The 18,345-nt window shown below is 67.6% G+C and carries 15 protein-coding genes and 1 riboswitch; of the genes, 8 read left to right on the forward strand and 7 right to left on the reverse strand.

Going from position 1 to position 18,345, the window contains the following annotated elements:
* Positions 1 to 260: 260 nt before the first annotated feature.
* Complete coding sequence (gene pdxH / locus ABB25_RS13065; RefSeq protein WP_057667501.1) at positions 261 to 860, reverse strand: pyridoxamine 5'-phosphate oxidase; 600 nt, start codon at positions 858 to 860, stop codon at positions 261 to 263.
* Between the two features lie 42 nt (positions 861 to 902).
* Between pdxH and ABB25_RS13070 the strand changes: the two genes are divergently transcribed.
* Entirely contained in the window at positions 903 to 1,751 is an 849-nt protein-coding gene (locus tag ABB25_RS13070; RefSeq protein ID WP_244477825.1) for a kinase, read from the forward strand.
* Here ABB25_RS13070 and ABB25_RS13075 read toward each other — a convergent pair.
* Positions 1,720 to 1,923, reverse strand: a complete 204-nt coding sequence (locus ABB25_RS13075) for a dodecin family protein (RefSeq protein WP_057667504.1) — start codon at positions 1,921 to 1,923, stop codon at positions 1,720 to 1,722. The two genes, ABB25_RS13070 and ABB25_RS13075, sit on opposite strands and share 32 nt — an antisense overlap.
* A gap of 95 nt (positions 1,924 to 2,018) precedes the next feature.
* Here ABB25_RS13075 and ABB25_RS13080 point away from each other — a divergent pair, with 95 nt between their 5' ends.
* From ABB25_RS13080 to hemE, 4 genes are all read left to right on the forward strand, one after another.
* Positions 2,019 to 2,567 (forward strand): shikimate kinase, encoded by a 549-nt coding sequence (locus ABB25_RS13080; RefSeq protein ID WP_057667506.1) that lies wholly within the window; start codon positions 2,019 to 2,021, stop codon positions 2,565 to 2,567.
* Entirely contained in the window at positions 2,564 to 3,670 is a 1,107-nt protein-coding gene (gene aroB, locus ABB25_RS13085; protein ID WP_057667508.1) for a 3-dehydroquinate synthase, read from the forward strand. The genes ABB25_RS13080 and aroB overlap by 4 nt, the downstream gene beginning before the upstream one ends.
* A gap of 143 nt (positions 3,671 to 3,813) precedes the next feature.
* Positions 3,814 to 4,077 carry a WGR domain-containing protein gene (locus ABB25_RS13090; RefSeq protein ID WP_057667510.1) on the forward strand — a complete coding sequence of 88 codons (264 nt, stop codon included), beginning with the start codon at positions 3,814 to 3,816 and terminating at the stop codon, positions 4,075 to 4,077.
* Between the two features lie 42 nt (positions 4,078 to 4,119).
* The gene (gene hemE, locus ABB25_RS13095; protein ID WP_057667513.1) at positions 4,120 to 5,193 is read left to right on the forward strand and encodes a uroporphyrinogen decarboxylase; all 1,074 of its coding nucleotides are present in this window, start codon (positions 4,120 to 4,122) and stop codon (positions 5,191 to 5,193) included.
* 46 nt (positions 5,194 to 5,239) lie between these two features.
* On the opposite strand, the gene ABB25_RS13100 is transcribed toward hemE, so the two are convergent.
* The gene (locus ABB25_RS13100; RefSeq protein ID WP_244477826.1) at positions 5,240 to 8,845 is read right to left on the reverse strand and encodes a hybrid sensor histidine kinase/response regulator; all 3,606 of its coding nucleotides are present in this window, start codon (positions 8,843 to 8,845) and stop codon (positions 5,240 to 5,242) included.
* A complete protein-coding gene (locus ABB25_RS13105) occupies positions 8,846 to 12,439 on the reverse strand; it encodes a two-component regulator propeller domain-containing protein (protein WP_160319443.1) in 3,594 nt (1,197 codons plus the stop codon). It lies immediately after the preceding gene.
* A 104-nt stretch (positions 12,440 to 12,543) separates the two neighbouring features.
* Here ABB25_RS13105 and ABB25_RS13110 point away from each other — a divergent pair, with 104 nt between their 5' ends.
* A complete protein-coding gene (locus ABB25_RS13110) occupies positions 12,544 to 13,152 on the forward strand; it encodes a YceI family protein (RefSeq protein WP_057667517.1) in 609 nt (202 codons plus the stop codon).
* Positions 13,153 to 13,180: 28 nt separating this feature from the next.
* On the opposite strand, the gene ABB25_RS13115 is transcribed toward ABB25_RS13110, so the two are convergent.
* Complete coding sequence (locus tag ABB25_RS13115) at positions 13,181 to 13,408, reverse strand: glutaredoxin family protein (RefSeq protein ID WP_057667519.1); 228 nt, start codon at positions 13,406 to 13,408, stop codon at positions 13,181 to 13,183.
* Between the two features lie 98 nt (positions 13,409 to 13,506).
* Here ABB25_RS13115 and ABB25_RS13120 point away from each other — a divergent pair, with 98 nt between their 5' ends.
* Positions 13,507 to 14,889 (forward strand): L-serine ammonia-lyase, encoded by a 1,383-nt coding sequence (locus tag ABB25_RS13120; RefSeq protein WP_057667520.1) that lies wholly within the window; start codon positions 13,507 to 13,509, stop codon positions 14,887 to 14,889.
* A 52-nt stretch (positions 14,890 to 14,941) separates the two neighbouring features.
* On the opposite strand, the gene metB is transcribed toward ABB25_RS13120, so the two are convergent.
* On the reverse strand, positions 14,942 to 16,150 hold the full coding sequence (gene metB / locus ABB25_RS13125; protein WP_057667522.1) for a cystathionine gamma-synthase: 1,209 nt from the start codon (positions 16,148 to 16,150) through the stop codon (positions 14,942 to 14,944).
* Positions 16,147 to 17,142: a homoserine O-succinyltransferase MetX gene (gene metX, locus ABB25_RS13130; protein ID WP_057667524.1), complete on the reverse strand. Its 996-nt coding sequence runs from the start codon at positions 17,140 to 17,142 to the stop codon at positions 16,147 to 16,149. The genes metB and metX overlap by 4 nt, the downstream gene beginning before the upstream one ends.
* 69 nt (positions 17,143 to 17,211) lie before the next feature.
* Positions 17,212 to 17,332, reverse strand: a riboswitch (SAM riboswitch).
* Between the two features lie 126 nt (positions 17,333 to 17,458).
* On the opposite strand from metX, the gene ABB25_RS13135 reads away from it, so the two are divergent.
* Positions 17,459 to 18,307, forward strand: a complete 849-nt coding sequence (locus tag ABB25_RS13135; protein ID WP_160319444.1) for a M23 family metallopeptidase — start codon at positions 17,459 to 17,461, stop codon at positions 18,305 to 18,307.
* The last annotated feature ends 38 nt before the right edge of the window (positions 18,308 to 18,345 follow it).

Below are 18,345 nucleotides of genomic sequence, written 5' to 3' on the forward strand. Positions count from 1 at the left end.
TGCAGCCGCGCCTGATCGGGCGGCAGATGGAACTGCACGATCACCGCCGGCACCCGCTGGCACTGGCCGACTTCGCCCAGGGCCGGGGAACTGCCGGGCAGCGGGCGGAACTGCTCGATGCCCACGGCCTGCTCGAACAGGCCGCTGTCATAGCCGCCGGCGGCCAGCCGGTCCACCGCCAGGATGCCTGCGCGCACCGCCGCCAGTGCCGCCAGCGGCACGCTCACCTGCACCCGCCACATCGGCTGCAGGGCCATCGTTTACGGGTAGAGCAGGCGTTGGGACCACTGGCCATCGGCGCCGAGCTCGATGCACACCCGCTCATGCAGGCGGTAGCCGGCCCCGTACCAGAACTCGAAACTGCGCGGCACCACGCGCAGCCCGCTCCAGCCGGCCGGACGCGGCACCGGGCCATCGGCAAAACGGGCCTCCTCGCGCGCCAGGCGCTGTTCGAAGGTCGCCACATCCGGCAGGGTCTGCGACTGCAGCGAGGCCCAGGCGCCGAGCTGGCTCATCCGCGGCCGGCTGGCAAAGTAGGCATCGGCCTCGGCGTCATCGACCTGCTGCACATCGCCCTCGATGCGTACCTGCACCCCCGCCTGGCGCAGATGGCGCCACAGAAACAACAGCGCGCAGGCCGGGTTGGCGCCCAGCTCGCGGCCCTTGCGCGACTGCAGGTGGGTATAGAAGACAAAACCGCGCTCATCGAAGGCTTTCAACAGCACCGTGCGCGAGGACGGCCGCCCTGCCGCATCGACACTGGCAACCACCATCGCATTGGGATCGGCAATGCCACTGCTGGCCGCCTCGTCGAGCAGGCCGGCAAAGGTTGCCAGGGCAGTTCGGTACAGCTGGCTCATATCCATCCATCACACCAACCAAGGAAGGGCTATTGTGACCGCATGCGCCCTGCCACGCCTACCGCTGTCCACCCGCTGGCGGCCCTGCTGCTGGCCAGTCGCCCTGCCAGCCGGCAACGGCTGCAGGTGCTGGGGATCAGCGCGCCGCCGGGCAGCGGCAAGAGCACCCTGGCCGCCAGCATGGTGGCACTGGCCGGGCAACAGGGGCTGCGCGCAGCGACGCTGTCACTGGATGACGTCTACCTGCCGGCCGCACAGCGGCAGCGGCTGGCCAGCCAGGTGCACCCGTTGCTGGCCACGCGTGGCCCACCGGGCAGCCATGACCTGGCGCTGGCACTGGCGACCATCGCCGCCCTGCGCCAGGGCCGGCCCTGTGCACTGCCGCGCTTTGACAAACTCGCCGATGATCGCCTGCCGCCGCAGCACTGGCCACGGGCACCGGCACAGCTGGACCTGTTGGTGGTGGAAGGCTGGATGCTCGCGGCCGGTGCCCAGCACAGGCAGGCACTGATGACGCCGATCAACGCGCTGGAGCGCGAACACGACCCGGACCGGCGCTGGCGACAGTGGTGCAACCAGCGCCTGGCGCAGGACTACCCTGCGCTGTGGCAGCAACTGGACTGGTGGTGTTTCCTGCAGCCCCCGGGCTGGGAAATCGTGCTGGACTGGCGCGCCGAGCAGGAAGCCCGGCTGGCGGCCAGCCAGCAGCGGGCCGGCATGTCACGGGCTGCGCTGGAGCACTTCCTGGCACATTTTGAACGGATCGGCCGGCATGCCCTGGCCACCCTGCCCTGCCAGGCGGCGCTATGCATCGAACTGGATGCACAGCGCCGTGCGTCGGGCATGACCTGGAACGGATTCACTCCACCAGGAAGGTCACCCGCATGTTGACCCGCCACTCGCTGATCTCACCATTGGCATCGGTATGGGCCTTGATCTCGTTGACCCAGGCTCCCTGTATCCCCTTGACCGTGGTGGCGACTTTTTTCAGACCGGTACGCACCGCATCTTCGACACTGGTTTTGGATGACGCACTGACTTCAATCACCTTGGCAACAGACATGGACACCACTCCTTCGGGCAGATGGCAAAGCGCCAGGTGCCATCCTCGCCGAGTCGGTGTTAAGCCGGTGGCAGTGAAATGCTAGGATCGTGGCGATGAATCCCTCCAGCAACCTCGTCTTCATCGGCCCCACCGGCGCCGGCAAAACCAGCCTCGGACGCCGTGTTGCCGAGCGTTTCGGCCTGCATTTCATTGACCTGGACGTGCTGATCAGCGAGCTGTCTGGCAGCAGCATTGCCGAGCTGTTTGAACATCTGGGCGAGAAGGGCTTCCGTGGGCATGAAAGCCAGGCCCTGGCGCAGGCGCTGCGTGCCGATGGCGTGCTGGTGGCTACCGGTGCCGGTGCGGTGCTGTCGGCCGCCAACCGTCAACTGATGGCCGAGCGCGCCTTTGTCGTGCACCTGCATGTCAGCGTCACGGCCCAGCTGGAACGGCTGTCGCGCGACCGCACCCGGCCGCTGCTGCAGCGTCACGACCGTGCCCAGGTACTGCAGGACATGGCCGTGCAGCGCGACCCGCTGTATCGCCAGCTTGGCGAGCTTTGCCTGGATACCGACCAATACATTCCAGCCGAAGCTACCGCACAGCTGGTGCTGCAACTGGCCGCCCACTGGCACCAACTGACCGGACCCACCCCCCAATGACTGCCATCCGCACCGTCACCGTCCACGGTGACAGCCCCTACACCATCCACATCGGTCACGGCCTGCTCGAGGACGGCGCACTGATCGCCGGCCATATCCGTGGCCGCCATGTGCTGATCGTCAGCGATGACCAGGTCGCGCCGCTGTACCTGCCGGCACTGCGCCAACGGCTGCTGCAGCAGCGCCCCGAGCTGCTGATCGGCGAGCAGGTGATCGCTGCCGGCGAGGCCTCCAAGACCCTGGACAATTTCGCCCGGGTGATCGACGCCCTGGCTGGCCTGGGCGCCACCCGTGATGCCTGCGTGCTGGCCCTGGGCGGCGGCGTGGTCGGCGACCTGGCCGGGTTTGCCGCCGCCTGCTGGATGCGCGGCATCGACTGCGTACAACTGCCGACCAGCCTGCTGGCGATGGTCGATTCCTCGGTCGGCGGCAAGACCGCGGTGGATCTGCCGCAGGGCAAGAACCTGGTCGGTGCCTTCCATCCGCCCCGGGCGGTGATTGCCGATACCGCTACCCTGGCCACCCTGCCGCCACGCGAACTGCGCGCCGGCCTGGCCGAGGTCATCAAGTACGCCGCGCTGGGCGACCTGCGCTTTGGCCAGTGGCTGGCGCAGGAACGGCCGGCCCTGCTGGCAGGCGACAGCGAAGCACTGGCCCTGGCCATTGCCGCCAGCTGCGAGCACAAGGCCGAGATCGTCGCCCGCGATCCGCTGGAAAAGGCCGAGCGCGCCCTGCTCAACCTGGGCCATACCTTCGGCCACGCGATCGAAACCGCCCAGGGCTACGCCGCGCCGGGCAGCGACAACCTGATCCATGGCGAGGCGGTGGCCATCGGCATGCTGCTGGCCGCACGGCTGTCGGCCCGGCTGGGCATGGCCACTGATCGCGATGCCGACGCGCTGGAGCAGCTGCTGCGCAGTTTTGAACTGCCCACGCAGATTCCGGCCGGACTGACCGCCCAGACCCTGCTGGCACACATGCGCCTGGACAAGAAGAACACCGCCGGCAAGCTGCGCCTGATCCTGTGGACCGCGTTTGGCCAGGCCTGCATTGTCCCGGACGTTGACGAACAGGCGGTGCTGGCGGTGCTGCGCCAGCCCTGACGCCGTAGACCCGCCCCCCTGCCCCGTCCGTGTCTCCAAGCCACGGGCGGCGGTGATAGCCGGGCACACTGGCGGCAATAGGCTCCGGCGATCCCCGCCGGGCCTGGCACCTTCGCTGTGCAGTTGCCGCTACAATCGGCGCCATGCGCGTATTCCTGCAACAGCTGCCGGTGAGCAACGAGGCACCGAAGTACATCCAACTGACGCTGCAGCCTGACCTGTTCGGCGGCTGGGTGCTGTTGCGTGAGACCGGACATATTGGTGGCCGCAGCCAGCTGCGCCGGGAACTGTTCCTGGACGAGCAGCAGGCCGCGACCGCTTTCGAGAAAGCCCGCGACAGCCAGATCAAGCGCGGCTTCCAGGTGACCTTTATCAGCGGCCATGCCGTCCAGGATAGAACACCGTAGTCCCCACCCGGGCTGCCCCTGCAGCCTTCAGCGAGCAAGCCGATGACCAGCCCTGTGAAGAATGATCGATTCCTGCGCGCCCTGCGCCGCGAGCCTGTGGATTGCACGCCGGTCTGGCTGATGCGCCAGGCCGGCCGCTACCTGCCGGAATACCGCGCCACCCGGGCCAGGGCCGGCTCCTTCCTGGCCATGGCCAAGAACCCGGACATTGCCTGCGAAGTGACCCTGCAGCCGCTGCGGCGCTTCGATCTGGACGCGGCGATCCTGTTCTCCGACATCCTCACCGTGCCCGATGCAATGGGCCTGGGCCTGTACTTCGTCGAAGGCGAAGGCCCCAAGTTCGAACGCCCGATCACCGGCATGGCCGACGTCGCCCGCCTGGGTGTGCCGGACATGGAAGCCGATCTGGGCTATGTGATGGATGCGGTGCGCGTCATCCGTCGCGAGCTGGACGGCAGCGTGCCGCTGATCGGTTTTTCCGGCAGCCCGTGGACCCTGGCCTGCTACATGGTGCAGGGCGGCGGCAGCAAGGATTTTGCCAAAATCAAGGCAATGGCCCTGAACGAGCCGGCCACCCTGCACAAGCTGCTGGAGGTGGTTACCGATGCGGTGATCGCCTACCTGGCCGCCCAGCGCGCGGCCGGTGCGCAGGCGCTGCAGGTGTTTGACACCTGGGGCGGGGTATTGTCCCCGGCGATGTACCGCGAGTTCTCGCTGCGCTACCTGCAGCGCATCGCCAGCGAGCTGGAACGTGGCCAGGGCGATGCGCGTACCCCGCTGATCCTGTTCGGCAAGGGCACCGGCCAGTACGTGGCCGAGCTGGCGGCCACCGGCACCGACGGCGTCGGCGTGGACTGGACCATCTCACTGGAACAGGCAGCACGCCTGGCCGGTGGGCGGGTGGCACTGCAGGGCAACCTCGACCCGACCACCCTGTACGGCAACCCCGAAGCGATCGAGCGCGAGGTCGCACGCACCCTGGACAGCTACCGCGACGGCAACAACGGTTCGCGCGAAGGCCATATCTTCAACCTGGGCCATGGCATGTCCCCGGACATGAACCCCGAGCACGTCGCCGTGCTGGTCGAAGCGGTGCACCGTTACAGCGCGCGCTGATACACCGCGCACCGCAACCAACAGCAACCACCTGCACAGGCCGGGCTCATTGCCCGGCCTGGTCGTTTCCGCTGCCGGCCGTGGCGGCCTGCCCTGCCGCGATGATCGCCGCGGCAATGGCCTCTTCCAGCATCTGGCCGGTTACCGGCTTGCGCAGGAAGCCATTGAAGCCGTGCGCCATCGCCTGCTCGCAGGCTTCGGCATCGGCGCGCGCGGTCACTGCCAGCAACGGCAGCCGGTAGCCCATCGCACGCAGCTGACCGGCCAGCTTGATGCCATCCAGGCCCGGCAGGTCCAGGTCCAGCAGGGCGATGTCAAAGGACTGCGCAGCGAGCTCGGCCAGGGCTGCCAGGCCATGACCGACATGCCGCACCCGGTGCTGGCGCACCTGCAGCAGGCTACAGATCACCTCGGCAACGGTCAGGTCATCCTCGACCAGCAGGATCGACAGCCCCTGCAGGCTCGGCGTGCTGGGCACCACCGGCTCGGCGGCCACCGGCTTGAGCTCCCAGGGCAACGGCAACTGCACCATGAAGCGCGCACCACGGCCGGGCTGGCTGTCGACACTGATGCTGCCGCCCATCGCCATGGCCAGCTCATTGCTGATGGACAGCCCCAGGCCACTGCCGCCATAGCGCTCGGCGGTACGCGCCCCTTCGGCCTGCTCGAAACGCTTGAACAGGCGCTGCTTCTGCGCATCGGCAATGCCAGGGCCGGTATCGACGATCTCGATCGACAGACCCGGCGAAACCGCCGCTACCTTCACCCGCAGGGTGACCTGGCCGGTCGCGGTGAACTTGATCGCATTGCCGAGCAGGTTGAGCATGATCTGACGCAGACGCACCGCATCACCCAGCACATGGGTGGTCGGTGCAAAGCCCCGCTCGGTGACAAAGTGCAGCTGCTTGGCCTGGGCCAGCGGGGCCATCAGCATCACCACCTGGTCGGTCAGCCCGCCCAGATCCACCAGGGTCTGCTGCAGCTCCAGCTTGCCCGCTTCGATCCGGGCCAGGTCCAGCGCGTCATTGACCAGCCGCAGCAGGTGCTCGCCGGCCTGCTGGATGGCCTGGGCGTAGCCGCGCTCACGCCAGGCCAGGTCCGAGGCCAGCAGCAGTTCACTCATGCCCAGCACACCGGTCAACGGCGTGCGGACTTCATGGCCGAGGTTGGCCAGGAACCGGGTCTTGGCCAGCGAGGCCTGCTCGGCCAGCTCGCGCGTGCGCCGGGCCAGGTCCAGCTCATTGATGCGCTGCAGCCGGCGCCGGTACAGACGCAGGCCAACCCAGACCAGCACCAGCAACAGCAAGGCATACAGCACGATGCCGGTGGTGCTGGCCCACCACGGCGGCAATACCCGGAACGGGAGCACCTGCACCGATGACCAGACGTTGTCGGCCGTACGCGCCTGCACCAGCAGCTTGTACTGGCCCGAACGCAGGGTGGAGAAAATCCGCTCGCCACTGTTGCCCACTTCGACCCAGTCCGGATCGAAACCTTCCAGCTTGAAGCGGTAGAGGTTGCTGCTGCCATCGGCAAAGGACAGCAGGCGCGCATTGACCTGCAGGTCACGCATGTCCGGCTCGATCAGCAGCGGCGTCTGGTGGGTCAGGTCCAGCAGTTCGTCGCCCTGGCGTGCGGTCACCCGCTCGATGGCCAGCACCTGGCGCAACTTGCTCGGCACCAGCGCGGCAGGATCCAGCAGCAGCACACCGAAGGCGGTGGCGGCATACACCTGGCCGCGGTTGCTCATGCCCAGGGTATTGGCAATGAATTCCTGGCTGCGCAGCCCGTCCTGGACACCGAACGGGCGCACACTGCGATTGGCCAGGTCCACCCGGTACAGCCCACGGGCGGCACTTACCCAGGCCACCCCCTGCACATCCAGCACCAGGCCATTGGGGGTGATGTGCGGAAAGCCGCTGAGCTGGTCAATCCGGTCCACCTTGTGCAGGCCATCATCGCGCAGCAGGTGCAGGCTCAATGCCCCCTGGTGGCCCAGCCACAGCACGCCATCGACACTGAAGCGCATCACATACACCGCCAGCTGCGGCGAGCCCGGCACCGGAATGAACTGCTGCTGCAGCGGGTCGAACCGCTGCACCCCCAGTTCGGTGCCCAGCCACAGCTGGTCATCCGGGCCGCACTGGAGCGTGTGGATGTCCTGCAGCGGAGCCGGGGCCAGGTCAACAGCAAGGGACCAGGCGATCCGCCCATCGCTGTCACGCAGCTGCAGGCCGCCTTCGCGGCTGAACACCCACATCCGTCCCTGGTTGCAGCGGACCAGGCGCGAAATCGTGCCCGCCGGGGCCGGGTTGTCGTTATCGCCATTGAACCAGCGCCGCAGCTGGCCAGTGCCCGGGTCATAGCGGATCAACTGGTGATGGGTGCCGATCCAGACCCTGCCCTGGCCATCTTCGGCGACCGAGCGCAGCCAGGTCTGCCCCAGCGGTAGGGTGAAGTGCTGCTGGATCCGGCCGCTGCGTGGATCGATGTGGTCCAGAATGCCGCCACTGCCGACCACCCACAGGCCATCGCGCGAGGAAGCCGCCAGCGCCGTGGCCAACGGATTGCGCAGCCCCTGACGGTTGTCGCGGTCCCCCTGCAGGTGGGTGAATTGACGCCAGTTGGCAGGCAGGTACCACAGGCCATTGTCCATGCTGCCAAACCACAGGCCACCTTCGCGGTCCTCGTAGCCCAGCATCCATGACGGCCGCACCGCACGCCGCGCCATCGCACTGAACACCGGCACATCGCTGACCCAGTGGCCATCCCGGCTCAGGCCCAGCCCCCCGCGGGTGTCGTACCAGTACTCGCCCCGGCTGTCCTGTACCAGCAGCTGCAGTGCTTCCTTGCCCGGCTCGCTGTCCAGCTGCGGGGTCTGGATCTGGCCATCGGGCTGCACCACCACGGTGCCCCGGCTGGTGCCTACCCAGACCCGTCCCTGTTGATCGCCCTGCAGGGTGTTGATCAACGGCGAGGGCAGCTGCTCCAGCGGCAGCCGTTCAAAATCGCCCCCGGTCCAGCGGGCCACACCGTTCTGGGTACCGACCCACAGCTGGCCGTCATCGGTGACCAGCAACTGCCCTACCGCGCGTGAGGGCAGCGAGCGCGGATTGCCGTGCTCGGGCAGGAAAACGCGGATGCTGTTGTCCGGCGCCAAACGGTACAGACCGGCGTTTTCGGTGCCGAACCAGATCGCGCCGTCGGCGGTTGAGGTGATGGCCCAGATCCGGTTGGAACCGATCTGCGGATAGGACTGCTGGTCGAAATAGCGGAAGTTGCGCCGGTCGGCACTGAGCATGACCAGGCCGGCCGAATGGGTCCCCACCCACAACTGGTTGCGGGCATCGACATGCACGGCCCACAACTCGTTGTCGCGCAGGCCGTTTTCGGTGCGCCAGGTACGGAAATCGCGCCCGTCAAAGCGCACCAGGCCATCGGCACTGGCCAGCCACAGGTAACCAAACCGGTCTTCGGCGATGGCGCGGATGTTGGACGAGGGCAGGCCATCGGCCACGGTGAACTCGCGCAGGTACGGCTGTGCCTGCAAGCGGGCCGTGGACAGCAATGCCGCGCCGGCCGTCGGCACCAGCAGCATCAGCAATGCCAACAACAGCAGCGCCCAATAGCCGGGGGTACGTGGCTTGATCACTTACGCCAGCTCCTTGGCCGTGGCCGGATCCTGCTCACGCAGCATGCCCACCAACGCCTCGGCCAACAACACCCCGGTCACCGGCTTGCGTACATAGGCATCGAAACCGGCCTGGCACACCTCACCCTCGGCCTGCGCATCGGAGCGGGCGGTCACCGCCAGCAACGGCAGCCGCTTGCCCATCGCACGGATCTGACGGGCCAGGCTCAGGCCATCGATGCCCGGCAGATCCAGATCCAGCAGACCGGCATCAAACTCTTCGGTCACAATCAGCGACAGCGCCTGCAGGCCGTTGACCACATGGCTGACCTGGTGGCCACGGGCCTGCAACAGCGCACAGATCACCTCGGCCACGGTCCTGTCGTCTTCGACCAGCAGGATTTTCAACGCAACCGGTGCAGCTGCCGGCAGGACCACTGACGGCAGCGGGTGATCGGCGCGCTCCAGCTCCCAGCGCAGCGGCAGCTGCACGCTGATGCAGTTGCCACCGCCACGGTCACTGTGCACCTGGATACTGCCACCCATCGCATGCACCAGTTCACGGCTGATGGCCAGGCCGACGCCACCACCGGCAACCCGCAACTGGGCATTGTCCCTGCCCTGGAAGCGATCAAACAGGTGGCGTTGGTTTTCCTCGCTCAGTGCCTGGCCGCTGTCGTGCACCTCAAGGCACAGGCCACGCCCGAGCGAGTCCAGCCTCACCTGCAGGGCGACCGTACCGCTGTGGGTATGCCGGATGGCGTTGGCCAGCAGGTTGTTGAGCACCTGGCGCAGGCGCACCATGTCGCCATGCACGCAGACCGGGCCCGGCAGGTCGTCGGGCATGGCCAGGGTCAGCCCCTTGGCCTGCACCTTCTGCTGCAGTGGCCGGGCCACCTCGGCAAGCAGGCTCTGCAGCGAAAACGGCTGGCATTGCAGCTGCAGCCGGCCGGCCTCGATTCCGGCCATGTCCAGCGCATCATCCAGCAGGTTGAGCAACTGCCCACCGGCATTCTGGATGCCACTGACCCAGTTGCGCTGACGCTGATCCAGCGGGGTTTCCATCAACAATTCACTCATCCCGATCACCCCGGTCAACGGGGTACGCACTTCATGGCCCAGTGCCGAGAGGAAGTGGGTCTTGAACTGCGAAGACTGCTCGGCCAGCTGTTGCCGCTGACGCAGCGCCTGCCAGCGCCTGTGCTGCTGCCTGCGGCGCTGGAACACCAGCCAGGCCAGCCCCAGCAGCAAAAACCCGCACAGCACCCAGACAGCCCGCGCCGGCGCACTGGCCCACCAATGCGGCAGCACCTGGATGCCGAACGTGGTCGATTCGCTCCAGCCGGACTGCCCCGAACGCGCCTGCACTTCCATCACGTAGTGCCCCGCCGGCAGACCGGCCAGGCTGCGCTGGCCATCGACGCCGACCTCGAACCAGTCCTGCTCGTGGTCACGCAGCCTGAAACGGTAGCGCTGGCTGTTGCGGCCGACATGGGTCAGCAGCCGGGCGGTGATCAACAGTTCACGGTCATCCGGCTGCAGCGTGACCAGGCCATCAAGCAAGGGGCGGGGCTGCAGCCGGGCCGCATCGGCCACCCGCACATCCAGTGCTGCAATCTGCAGCTGCGAGGGTGGCAGCGGTTGCGGCGGTTGATCCAGATCGAAATGGACCAGACCACCGCTGTTCAAGGCCAGGCCACGCCGCGCATTGCGGCTGGGCGGATGGTGAAGGAACTCGGTTTCGGCCAGACCATCACTGATCCCGAACACCTGCACCTGGCCCTTGCCGGACCAGCGCACCAGCCCGCGCGAGGAGGTGGCCCAGACCTGGCCACTATCGGCCAGCAGCAGCCCCCCCAGGCTGACCGGAGGGACGCCCTCGGCAGGACCGACATGCTCCTGCAGCTGCAGCCGGTTGCCTGCCTGGCGATAGCGCCCGATCATGCCTTCACCGGCCAGCCAGACCAGGTCCGGATAGGCAAAGACAATGTCATACACCGGCAGGTCCGCCGGCAAGCCACTGACGGTGACCAGCTGGTTGTCATGCCAGCGCTGTACCCCACCCTCGCTGGTGATCCACAGGCCGCCATCCGGTCCCGGCCGCAGCTGGTGGATCAGCTCGTCGAGCAGGCCTTCCGGCCCGCCTGGCCGCAGCTGCCTGAGCAGCCGGCCGTCGACGCTGCGCTGCTGCAGGCCGACGCCATGGACCTGCATCCAGATGCTGCCATCGGGCATCAGGGTCATCAGATTCACCCGCTGGAACGGGTCATCGCCGGCAATGATGCGTTTGCTGCTCAGGCGGCCGCTGTGCCGCTCATACCAGAACAGCTGACCCCGGCCACCGAGCAGGATCCGCCCATCAGGCAGCACCAGCACCGACCACAGGGCCTTGTCATCGACCTGCTTGCGGCTGAGCAGGCGGCTGAGCTGTCCCTGGCCATCGAGCCGGAACAGGCCGGCGTCACTGCTGATCAGAAAGCCATCGCCATCGGGCGTACTGCGGGTCAGGCCGATGCTTTCCAGCAGCTCGCCCTGGAATTGATGCACATTGCCAAAACGCCGCCAATCCGGCGGCAGGTAGGCCAGTCCCTGGCTGTAGGTGGCAAACCACAGCCCGCCCTCGTGGTCCTGGAGCATGTCCACCACCGTGCTGTTGGGCATCCACAGCCCGGACAGCGCACCGCCCTGGAGCTGCTGCATCCGGCCATCGCGCTGCAGGTACAGACCGGCGGCGGTGCCCAGCCAGTGCGTCCCGTCGTTGTCCTGGAGCACGGCGGCCGAGCGCAACGGCTCGCCCTGCGGGCCGTTGACCGCGGTCAGTGCCTCATCGGCCACCCGCAGCTGCCACAGCTGGCCATGGCTGCCGACCCAGACCCGGCCATCGCTGTCCACGCTGATCCGGGTGATCACGCTGTTGCCCAGCTGCGCCTGGGCCACCCGGTGCAGCTGGTCATTTTCCCAGCGGACCAGGCCGGCACCGGTACCAATCCACATCCGCCCGCGCGGGTCCGGGCGCAGCACATAGATCTGACCGTCAGGCAGCTGATCGGGCTGCCCGCCGACGCCGATCTGGCGGATGCGACCCTGTTTGTCGACCAGGCACAGGCCTTCGCCATTGCCCCCCACCCACAGCACCCCGTCCATCCAGGCCAATGACCACACCTGCCTGCCACAGCGCAGGGTGATTTCCGGAAACACCTCAAAGCCACTGCCATCGGCGCGCAGGCGCAGCAGCCCCATGCCGTTGCTGCCCACCCAGACCCGGTCTTCGTCATCAATGGCCAGTGATTCGATGTAGTTCAGCGGCAAGGAGTCGCGCTGTCCCGGCTGGTGCTGCCAGACCCGGATCTCGGTGCCGTCCATCCGCGCCAGGCCATCGGCGGTCGCCGCCCAGATGTTGCCTTTGCTGTCCTTGGCCAGTTGCAGCACCTGCCGCGAGGGCAGGCCGTCGCTGGCCAGGAACCGCTGCATGCGTGGCGACTGCATCTGTGCCACTGCGGCCAGCGGCACGGCAAGCAGCAGCAACATGGCCAGCACCCTGCCAGGCCACGCCAGTGCGTTGATCGGTCGTTGAAGGCCATCCCACATCGCCTCGCGCCCCTTACGCGCAGCCATCCGTTGGCACCAGGTCGGCAGTGTAGCCTTAAGTTCAATCCCTGCACACGCAGGCGTGCCGACTGCCGCTAGACTGCCGGCAACCCGGCCCTGGAACCCACTGCATGCGCCCATTACTTGGATCGGCCCTGTTACTGCTGAGCCTGGCCAGCCAGGCCAGCGTACCGCTGTGGCAGGTGGACCCGGTCCACAGCAAGCTCCTGGTCGCCGTCGAGCATGCAGGCTTCTCGCAATCACTGGCGTTGATGCCGGTCAGTGCCGGCGTACTGCACTACGACCCGGAACAACCGGACAGCAGCAGGGTCGAGGTCGTGCTGCAGCCGGCGCGGCTGGATTTTGGCGATGAGCGCTGGAACGCCGCAGTGCATGGCAGTGGCCTGCTCGCCGTGGACAATTACCCGGAGGCGCGCTTTCGCTCAGACAAGGTCACGCTGGATCAGAACGGTGACCTGCTGATCGACGGCACCCTGGAGCTGCGCGGGGTGAGCCTGCCACTGCAACTGCGCGCCCAGCGCAATGGCCAGCGTCGCCATCCGCTGCCCCCGTTCCGGCAGACGGTGGGCTTTTCGGCCACCACCTCCCTGTCCCGTGCCGCCTTTGGCGCCGATGCCTGGCCGGGCATGGTCGGCGATACCGTGCAGATCCGGATCGAGCTGGAGGCCACCCGCGACCGCAATGCCGAACTGGCTCCGCTCACCCCAGATCAGCGCTGAGTGGGCGCGGGCGCCGCCCCGGCGGCGCTCATGGCAGTGCCAGCCAGGCGCGCACCTGGTCGGCGGCAAACGGCCAGGCCAGCTCGCGCCCGCGGGCATCCACCAGCACCGGCACCCGCGCGCCGTAACAGCGCTCCAGGGCCTGGTCGCCATCGATGAAGACCGACTCGAATTCGGGCAGCTGTGCCTGCGCCAGCACCCCCAGGGCCAGGTCACACAGGTGGCAATCGTCACGCTGATACAACTGGAATCGCATTTCCCCTCCGCCTGCTGGTCATTGCTGCGCCGCAAACAACCGGCGCCATGCTTCCCACCTAGAATAGACAGCCTTGTACCGTCGTTAAGCAGCTGCGCATGTCCGTTTCTACCTTTGATCTGTTCAAGATTGGCATTGGCCCGAGCTCCTCGCACACCGTGGGCCCGATGCGGGCGGCCGAGCGCTTTGTGCACCGCTGGCTGCTGGATGGCAATTGCCTGCGCGATACCGTGCGCATCCGTGCCGAAGTGTTCGGCTCGCTGGCCCTGACCGGGCGTGGCCACGGCACCGACACTGCGGTACTGCTCGGGCTGGAAGGCCATCGTCCCAACCTGATCGACCCGGACATCATCCCGCAGACGCTGGCACGGATCCGCGCCGACAAGCGCCTGAACCTGATGGGCCAGCACAGCATTGCCTTTGATGAAAAGCGCGACCTGGCGCTGAACAAGCGCCAGAAGCTGCCTTACCACACCAATGGCATGCGTTTTACCGCCTTTGATGCGGCCGGCGCCGTCCTGGCCACCCGCGACTATTACTCGGTCGGCGGCGGCTTTGTGGTCAATGCCGACGATGCTGCCGATGACCGCATCGTACCGGACCAGACTCCGCTGCCCTACCCGTTCAAAAGCGGCGACGAACTGCTGGCCCAGTGCGCGCGCAGCGACCTGTCCATCGCCCAGCTGATGTTTGAAAACGAGAAGTGCTGGCGCAGCGAAGAGCAGATCCGCGCCGGCCTGCGCGAAATCTGGGAGGCCATGCAGGCGTGCGTCAACCGCGGCATCCGCAGCGAAGGCGTGCTGCCCGGCGGGTTGAAGGTCGGCCGGCGTGCCCCGGCCCTGCACCGCGAGCTGTCCGCGCGCCCGGAAGCGGCGATGCGTGATCCACTGACCACGCTGGACTGGGTCAACCTGTACGCGCTGGCGGTGAATGAGGAAAACGCCGCCGGCGGCCGGGTGGTCACCGCTCCGACCAACGGCGCGGCCGGGATCATCCCGGCAGTGCTGCATTACTACGACCGCTTCTGTGCCGGCGCCAGCGAACAGGGCGTGTTCGACTTCCTGCTCACCGCTGCGGCGATCGGCATCCTGTACAAGGAAAACGCCTCGATTTCCGGGGCCGAGGTCGGCTGCCAGGGCGAAGTCGGGGTGGCCTGCTCGATGGCCGCCGGTGGGCTGATGGCCGCGCTCGGCGGCAAGCCGGGACAGATCGAGAACGCCGCCGAGATCGGCATGGAGCACAACCTGGGCCTGACCTGCGATCCGATCGGCGGCCTGGTGCAGATTCCGTGCATCGAACGCAATGCGATGGGCGCGGTCAAGGCGATCAACGCCACCCGGATGGCGATGCGTGGCGATGGCAAGCACAAGGTCTCGCTGGACAAGGTGATCAAGACCATGCGCGATACCGGCCGCGACATGCAGGACAAGTACAAGGAAACCAGCCGCGGCGGGCTGGCGGTCAATGTGATCGAGTGCTGAAACCGCGCTCGCTGGCCGGCCTGCTCAGGCGCCCGGCTTCAGGCGCCTGGCTTCAGCCGGCAACCGTCGGCACCACGCGCCCAGCGGCCTGCGCCGCCCGCTCCAGTGCGGCGGCCAGGTCCTGCAGCAGGTCCTGAGCCGCCTCGATGCCCACCGACAACCGCAGCAGGCCATCACCGATGCCGGCTGCCTGACGCGCCGGCGCGCTCATCGCCGCATGGGTCATGCTCGCCGGGTGGGCCACCAGGCTTTCCACCCCACCCAGGGATTCGGCCAGGGTGAACCAGCGCAGGCCGGTGACAAACGCCTCTGCCGCCGGCAGCCCACCGGCCAGTTCAAAGGACAGCATCGCGCCGAATCCCTGTTGTTGCCGCCTGGCCAGGCGATGACCGGGGTGGCTGGGCAGGCCGGGCCAATGCAGCGCCGCCACCGCCGGGTGGCCATCCAGCAAGGCGGCAATGGCGGCGGTATTTTCCTGGTGCACGCGCAGGCGGGCATCCAGGGTACGCAGGCCGCGCAGGGTCAGGAAGGCATCGAACGGTGCTCCGGTCAGCCCCAGCGCGTTGGCCCACCAGGCCAGCTGCTCGTGGACCTGGGGATCGGCGGCCACGACCGCACCACCAACCACGTCGCTGTGGCCGTTGATGTACTTGGTGGTTGAATGCAGCACGACATCGGCGCCCAGCGCGATCGGCTGCTGCAGCGCCGGTGACAGGAAGGTGTTGTCCACCACCAGCAAGGCCCCTGCACGGTGCGCAGCCTCGGCCACGAAACGGATGTCGGTCAGCCGCAGCAGCGGGTTTGACGGCGTTTCCACCAGGACCAGTGCCGGTGCCTGCGCCAGCGCCGCCGCCAGCGCCTGTGGATCAGTGAAATCCACCGTGATCAAACCGAAATGGCCCTTGTCTGCCAGCGCATTGAACAACCGCCAGCTGCCGCCGTAGGCGTCGTGCGGGACCAGCAGCTGCTGTCCGGGCTTGAGCAGGGCATGCAGGACCAGGCTGATGGCGGCCATTCCCGAGGCCGTGATGACCCCGCCGGCGCCACCTTCCAGTTCGGCCAGGGCCTGGCCCAGATGGTCCCGGGTGGGGTTGCCGCTGCGGCTGTAGTCATAGCGGCGCTTGCCGCCCAGGCCGGTAAAACTGAAGTTGGAGGACAGCACCAGCGGCGGGGTTACCGCGCCATGGGCGGTATCGCAGTCAATTCCAGCGCGTACCGCCAGCGTGCTCGCTGCCGGGAAATCTGTCGCGGTCAGGCTCATCGGGTTTCTCCAGGGGGATGCAAGGCACTGGCCAGCAGCGCATCGATACGGTCGGTTTCCTTCAGGAAGGCGTCATGGCCATAGGCCGAACGCAACACGCGCAGGGTGGCCCGGCTGCCCAGGCCTTCGACCAGGTTGACCATGTCGGCCAGCGGCACCAGGCGATCGCCCTCCACCGCAATCACCGTGGTCGGCAGCTGCACCTGCGCCGGATCGACCCGGTGCAGGTCGATCGATTCGGACAGGCGCACGAAGGCGGTGGCCGGCATCCTGCCCACAAAGCGCGCACCGGCCGCATCCAGGTAGTCTTCGGCCGGCACCCGCACCCGGCCATTGATCAACACCGGGGCAGCGTCAAAACGCTCGTCAAACTCTTCCGGCGTACGGTAGCTGAGCATGGCGAACTGCCGGGCCAGGGCCAATCCGTGGGCATCACCGTACTGCAGCTGCCCCAGCGCCACCGCCCGCCGCTGCAACGCGCGCCAGGCGCTGGCGTAAGGGTGTGGCCGGTGCGCGCCACTGACCACCACCAGCCGTTGCAGCAGGCTCGGGTGTTGTGCAGCCAGCTGCAGCCCGACCAGCGCGCCGTAGGAATAGCCGACAAAGCCCGCCAGCTGGGCGATCCCCAACTGCGGCAGCAACTGCGCGATGGCCTGCGCCTGGTCGGCGGTATCGATGGGCAGGTCCAGCTGGCCATCGGCGCCCAGGTAATCCATCGACAGCAGCCGCCAGCGGCCCGGGTCCAGCGTGCGTTGCGCCCCGACCAGGCCCTGCGCCCAGCCGGGCTCGGGCCAGAGTGCACTGCCTGCCAGGTGCCGGTTGGCTGAAATACCGCCGGCCACGAACAGCACCGGGGCATCGGCCGGGCCCTGCAGCTCGTAACCGATCCTGGCCACCAGCGGGCCGGCATGGCGCAGCACCAGCTCGGCCCGGTGGCTGCCGCGGACATGGGTGGGAACAGCGGTGGCAACAGGGGCAAGCGCGGCAGGCATGATGGGCTCCGACAGGGAAAAACCAGCAAGACCGCGCGGCAGACGTCCGTTCCGGGGGAGAGAAAGGACGGACCATCTGCCGGGTGACGCCAGGGTCACACCGCAGGATTTGGCACCAACACACGACCGAAAGGTCGCGCTGGCTGCCCCGGCTTCATCGGGCCTGTCCCTCTGCCGGTCTTGATGGTGGACCGAGCATGCCACTGCCCCTGGAATGATGTCAATCGCTTTATCGGCATGAAAAGATAAATGCGCCAATTGGCAACCCGGCATGCCCGTGCTGGGCAAGTCTTCCCACCGATGCGATGCTGTGCCGATGTCCTGTCTGCGTCGCTGCTGTGTGGGTTTGTCTGCCGGCCTGCTGGCCCTGGTCTGTGGCACTGCCGCGGCCAGCCAGTGGCGCAGCGGCTGGGGCCTGGCCGGCAGCCCGCCCGCCCCGGCCAGCGACACCGCCACGCCACAGCTGCAGTTGCGCCAGCGCGGCACGCTGATCCAGGTCTGGGTCGACCACCGCGGCTTTGGCCCGGTGCAGGTCCGTCTGCGCAACCGCCAACCCGGGGTCTCGCCGCTGTTGCCGTTGCTGCGCACCCTGTCCGGGCCGGGCCAGCAGCTGCTGCTGGAATTGCCGGCAGGCCCGGCCTATCAGCTGGTGCTCGACAGCGTGCCTGGCCAGCCGCAGCCGGCCAGCCAGGCATTCGAGTACCGGCTGCCGTTCGACCCGGCTGCCGGGGTGCGCGTGCACCAGGGCGCCCATGGCCGAGCCAGCCATCACGATGCACAGAACCGCTACGCCTGGGATTTCGCCCTGGCCGAAGGCACGCCGGTGCTGGCCGCACGCGCCGGCCGGGTGATGGCCACACGCAGCAGCGCCTGCTGCACCACCAACGTGGCCGGCGATGGCGGCAACTGGGTACGCATCGAACACGAGGACGGCAGCATGGCGATCTACGCCCACCTGCAGGCCGGCAGCCTGGCGGTCACACCGGGGCAGCGGATTGCCCAGGGCCAGCCCCTGGGCCGGGTCGGCAATACCGGCTACAGCCGTGGTGCGCACCTGCATTTTGCCGTGCAGATCAACACCGGGCTGTCCCTGCACAGCATCCCGGTACAACTGAATGGCCCGCAGGGCCGCTTGCAGGCCAGCAGCGGCAGCGCCGGACCCTGACCGCTATAATCGCCGGTTTAATCGCACACACGGCGCCC

This window comes from Stenotrophomonas koreensis (assembly GCF_001431525.1).
GTDB classification, from domain to species: domain Bacteria; phylum Pseudomonadota; class Gammaproteobacteria; order Xanthomonadales; family Xanthomonadaceae; genus Stenotrophomonas; species Stenotrophomonas koreensis.

What these genes read in the sequence shown, in the direction of transcription:
- pdxH (WP_057667501.1), bottom strand. Translation starts at nt 860, where the DNA reads ATGAGCCAGCTGTACCGAACTGCCCTGGCAACCTTTGCCGGCCTGCTC.
- ABB25_RS13070 (WP_244477825.1), top strand. Translation starts at nt 903, where the DNA reads ATGCGCCCTGCCACGCCTACCGCTGTCCACCCGCTGGCGGCCCTGCTG.
- ABB25_RS13075 (WP_057667504.1), bottom strand. Translation starts at nt 1,923, where the DNA reads ATGTCTGTTGCCAAGGTGATTGAAGTCAGTGCGTCATCCAAAACCAGT.
- ABB25_RS13080 (WP_057667506.1), top strand. Translation starts at nt 2,019, where the DNA reads ATGAATCCCTCCAGCAACCTCGTCTTCATCGGCCCCACCGGCGCCGGC.
- aroB (WP_057667508.1), top strand. Translation starts at nt 2,564, where the DNA reads ATGACTGCCATCCGCACCGTCACCGTCCACGGTGACAGCCCCTACACC.
- ABB25_RS13090 (WP_057667510.1), top strand. Translation starts at nt 3,814, where the DNA reads ATGCGCGTATTCCTGCAACAGCTGCCGGTGAGCAACGAGGCACCGAAG.
- hemE (WP_057667513.1), top strand. Translation starts at nt 4,120, where the DNA reads ATGACCAGCCCTGTGAAGAATGATCGATTCCTGCGCGCCCTGCGCCGC.
- ABB25_RS13105 (WP_160319443.1), bottom strand. Translation starts at nt 12,439, where the DNA reads ATGGCTGCGCGTAAGGGGCGCGAGGCGATGTGGGATGGCCTTCAACGA.
- ABB25_RS13110 (WP_057667517.1), top strand. Translation starts at nt 12,544, where the DNA reads ATGCGCCCATTACTTGGATCGGCCCTGTTACTGCTGAGCCTGGCCAGC.
- ABB25_RS13115 (WP_057667519.1), bottom strand. Translation starts at nt 13,408, where the DNA reads ATGCGATTCCAGTTGTATCAGCGTGACGATTGCCACCTGTGTGACCTG.
- ABB25_RS13120 (WP_057667520.1), top strand. Translation starts at nt 13,507, where the DNA reads ATGTCCGTTTCTACCTTTGATCTGTTCAAGATTGGCATTGGCCCGAGC.
- metB (WP_057667522.1), bottom strand. Translation starts at nt 16,150, where the DNA reads ATGAGCCTGACCGCGACAGATTTCCCGGCAGCGAGCACGCTGGCGGTA.
- metX (WP_057667524.1), bottom strand. Translation starts at nt 17,142, where the DNA reads ATGCCTGCCGCGCTTGCCCCTGTTGCCACCGCTGTTCCCACCCATGTC.
- ABB25_RS13135 (WP_160319444.1), top strand. Translation starts at nt 17,459, where the DNA reads ATGTCCTGTCTGCGTCGCTGCTGTGTGGGTTTGTCTGCCGGCCTGCTG.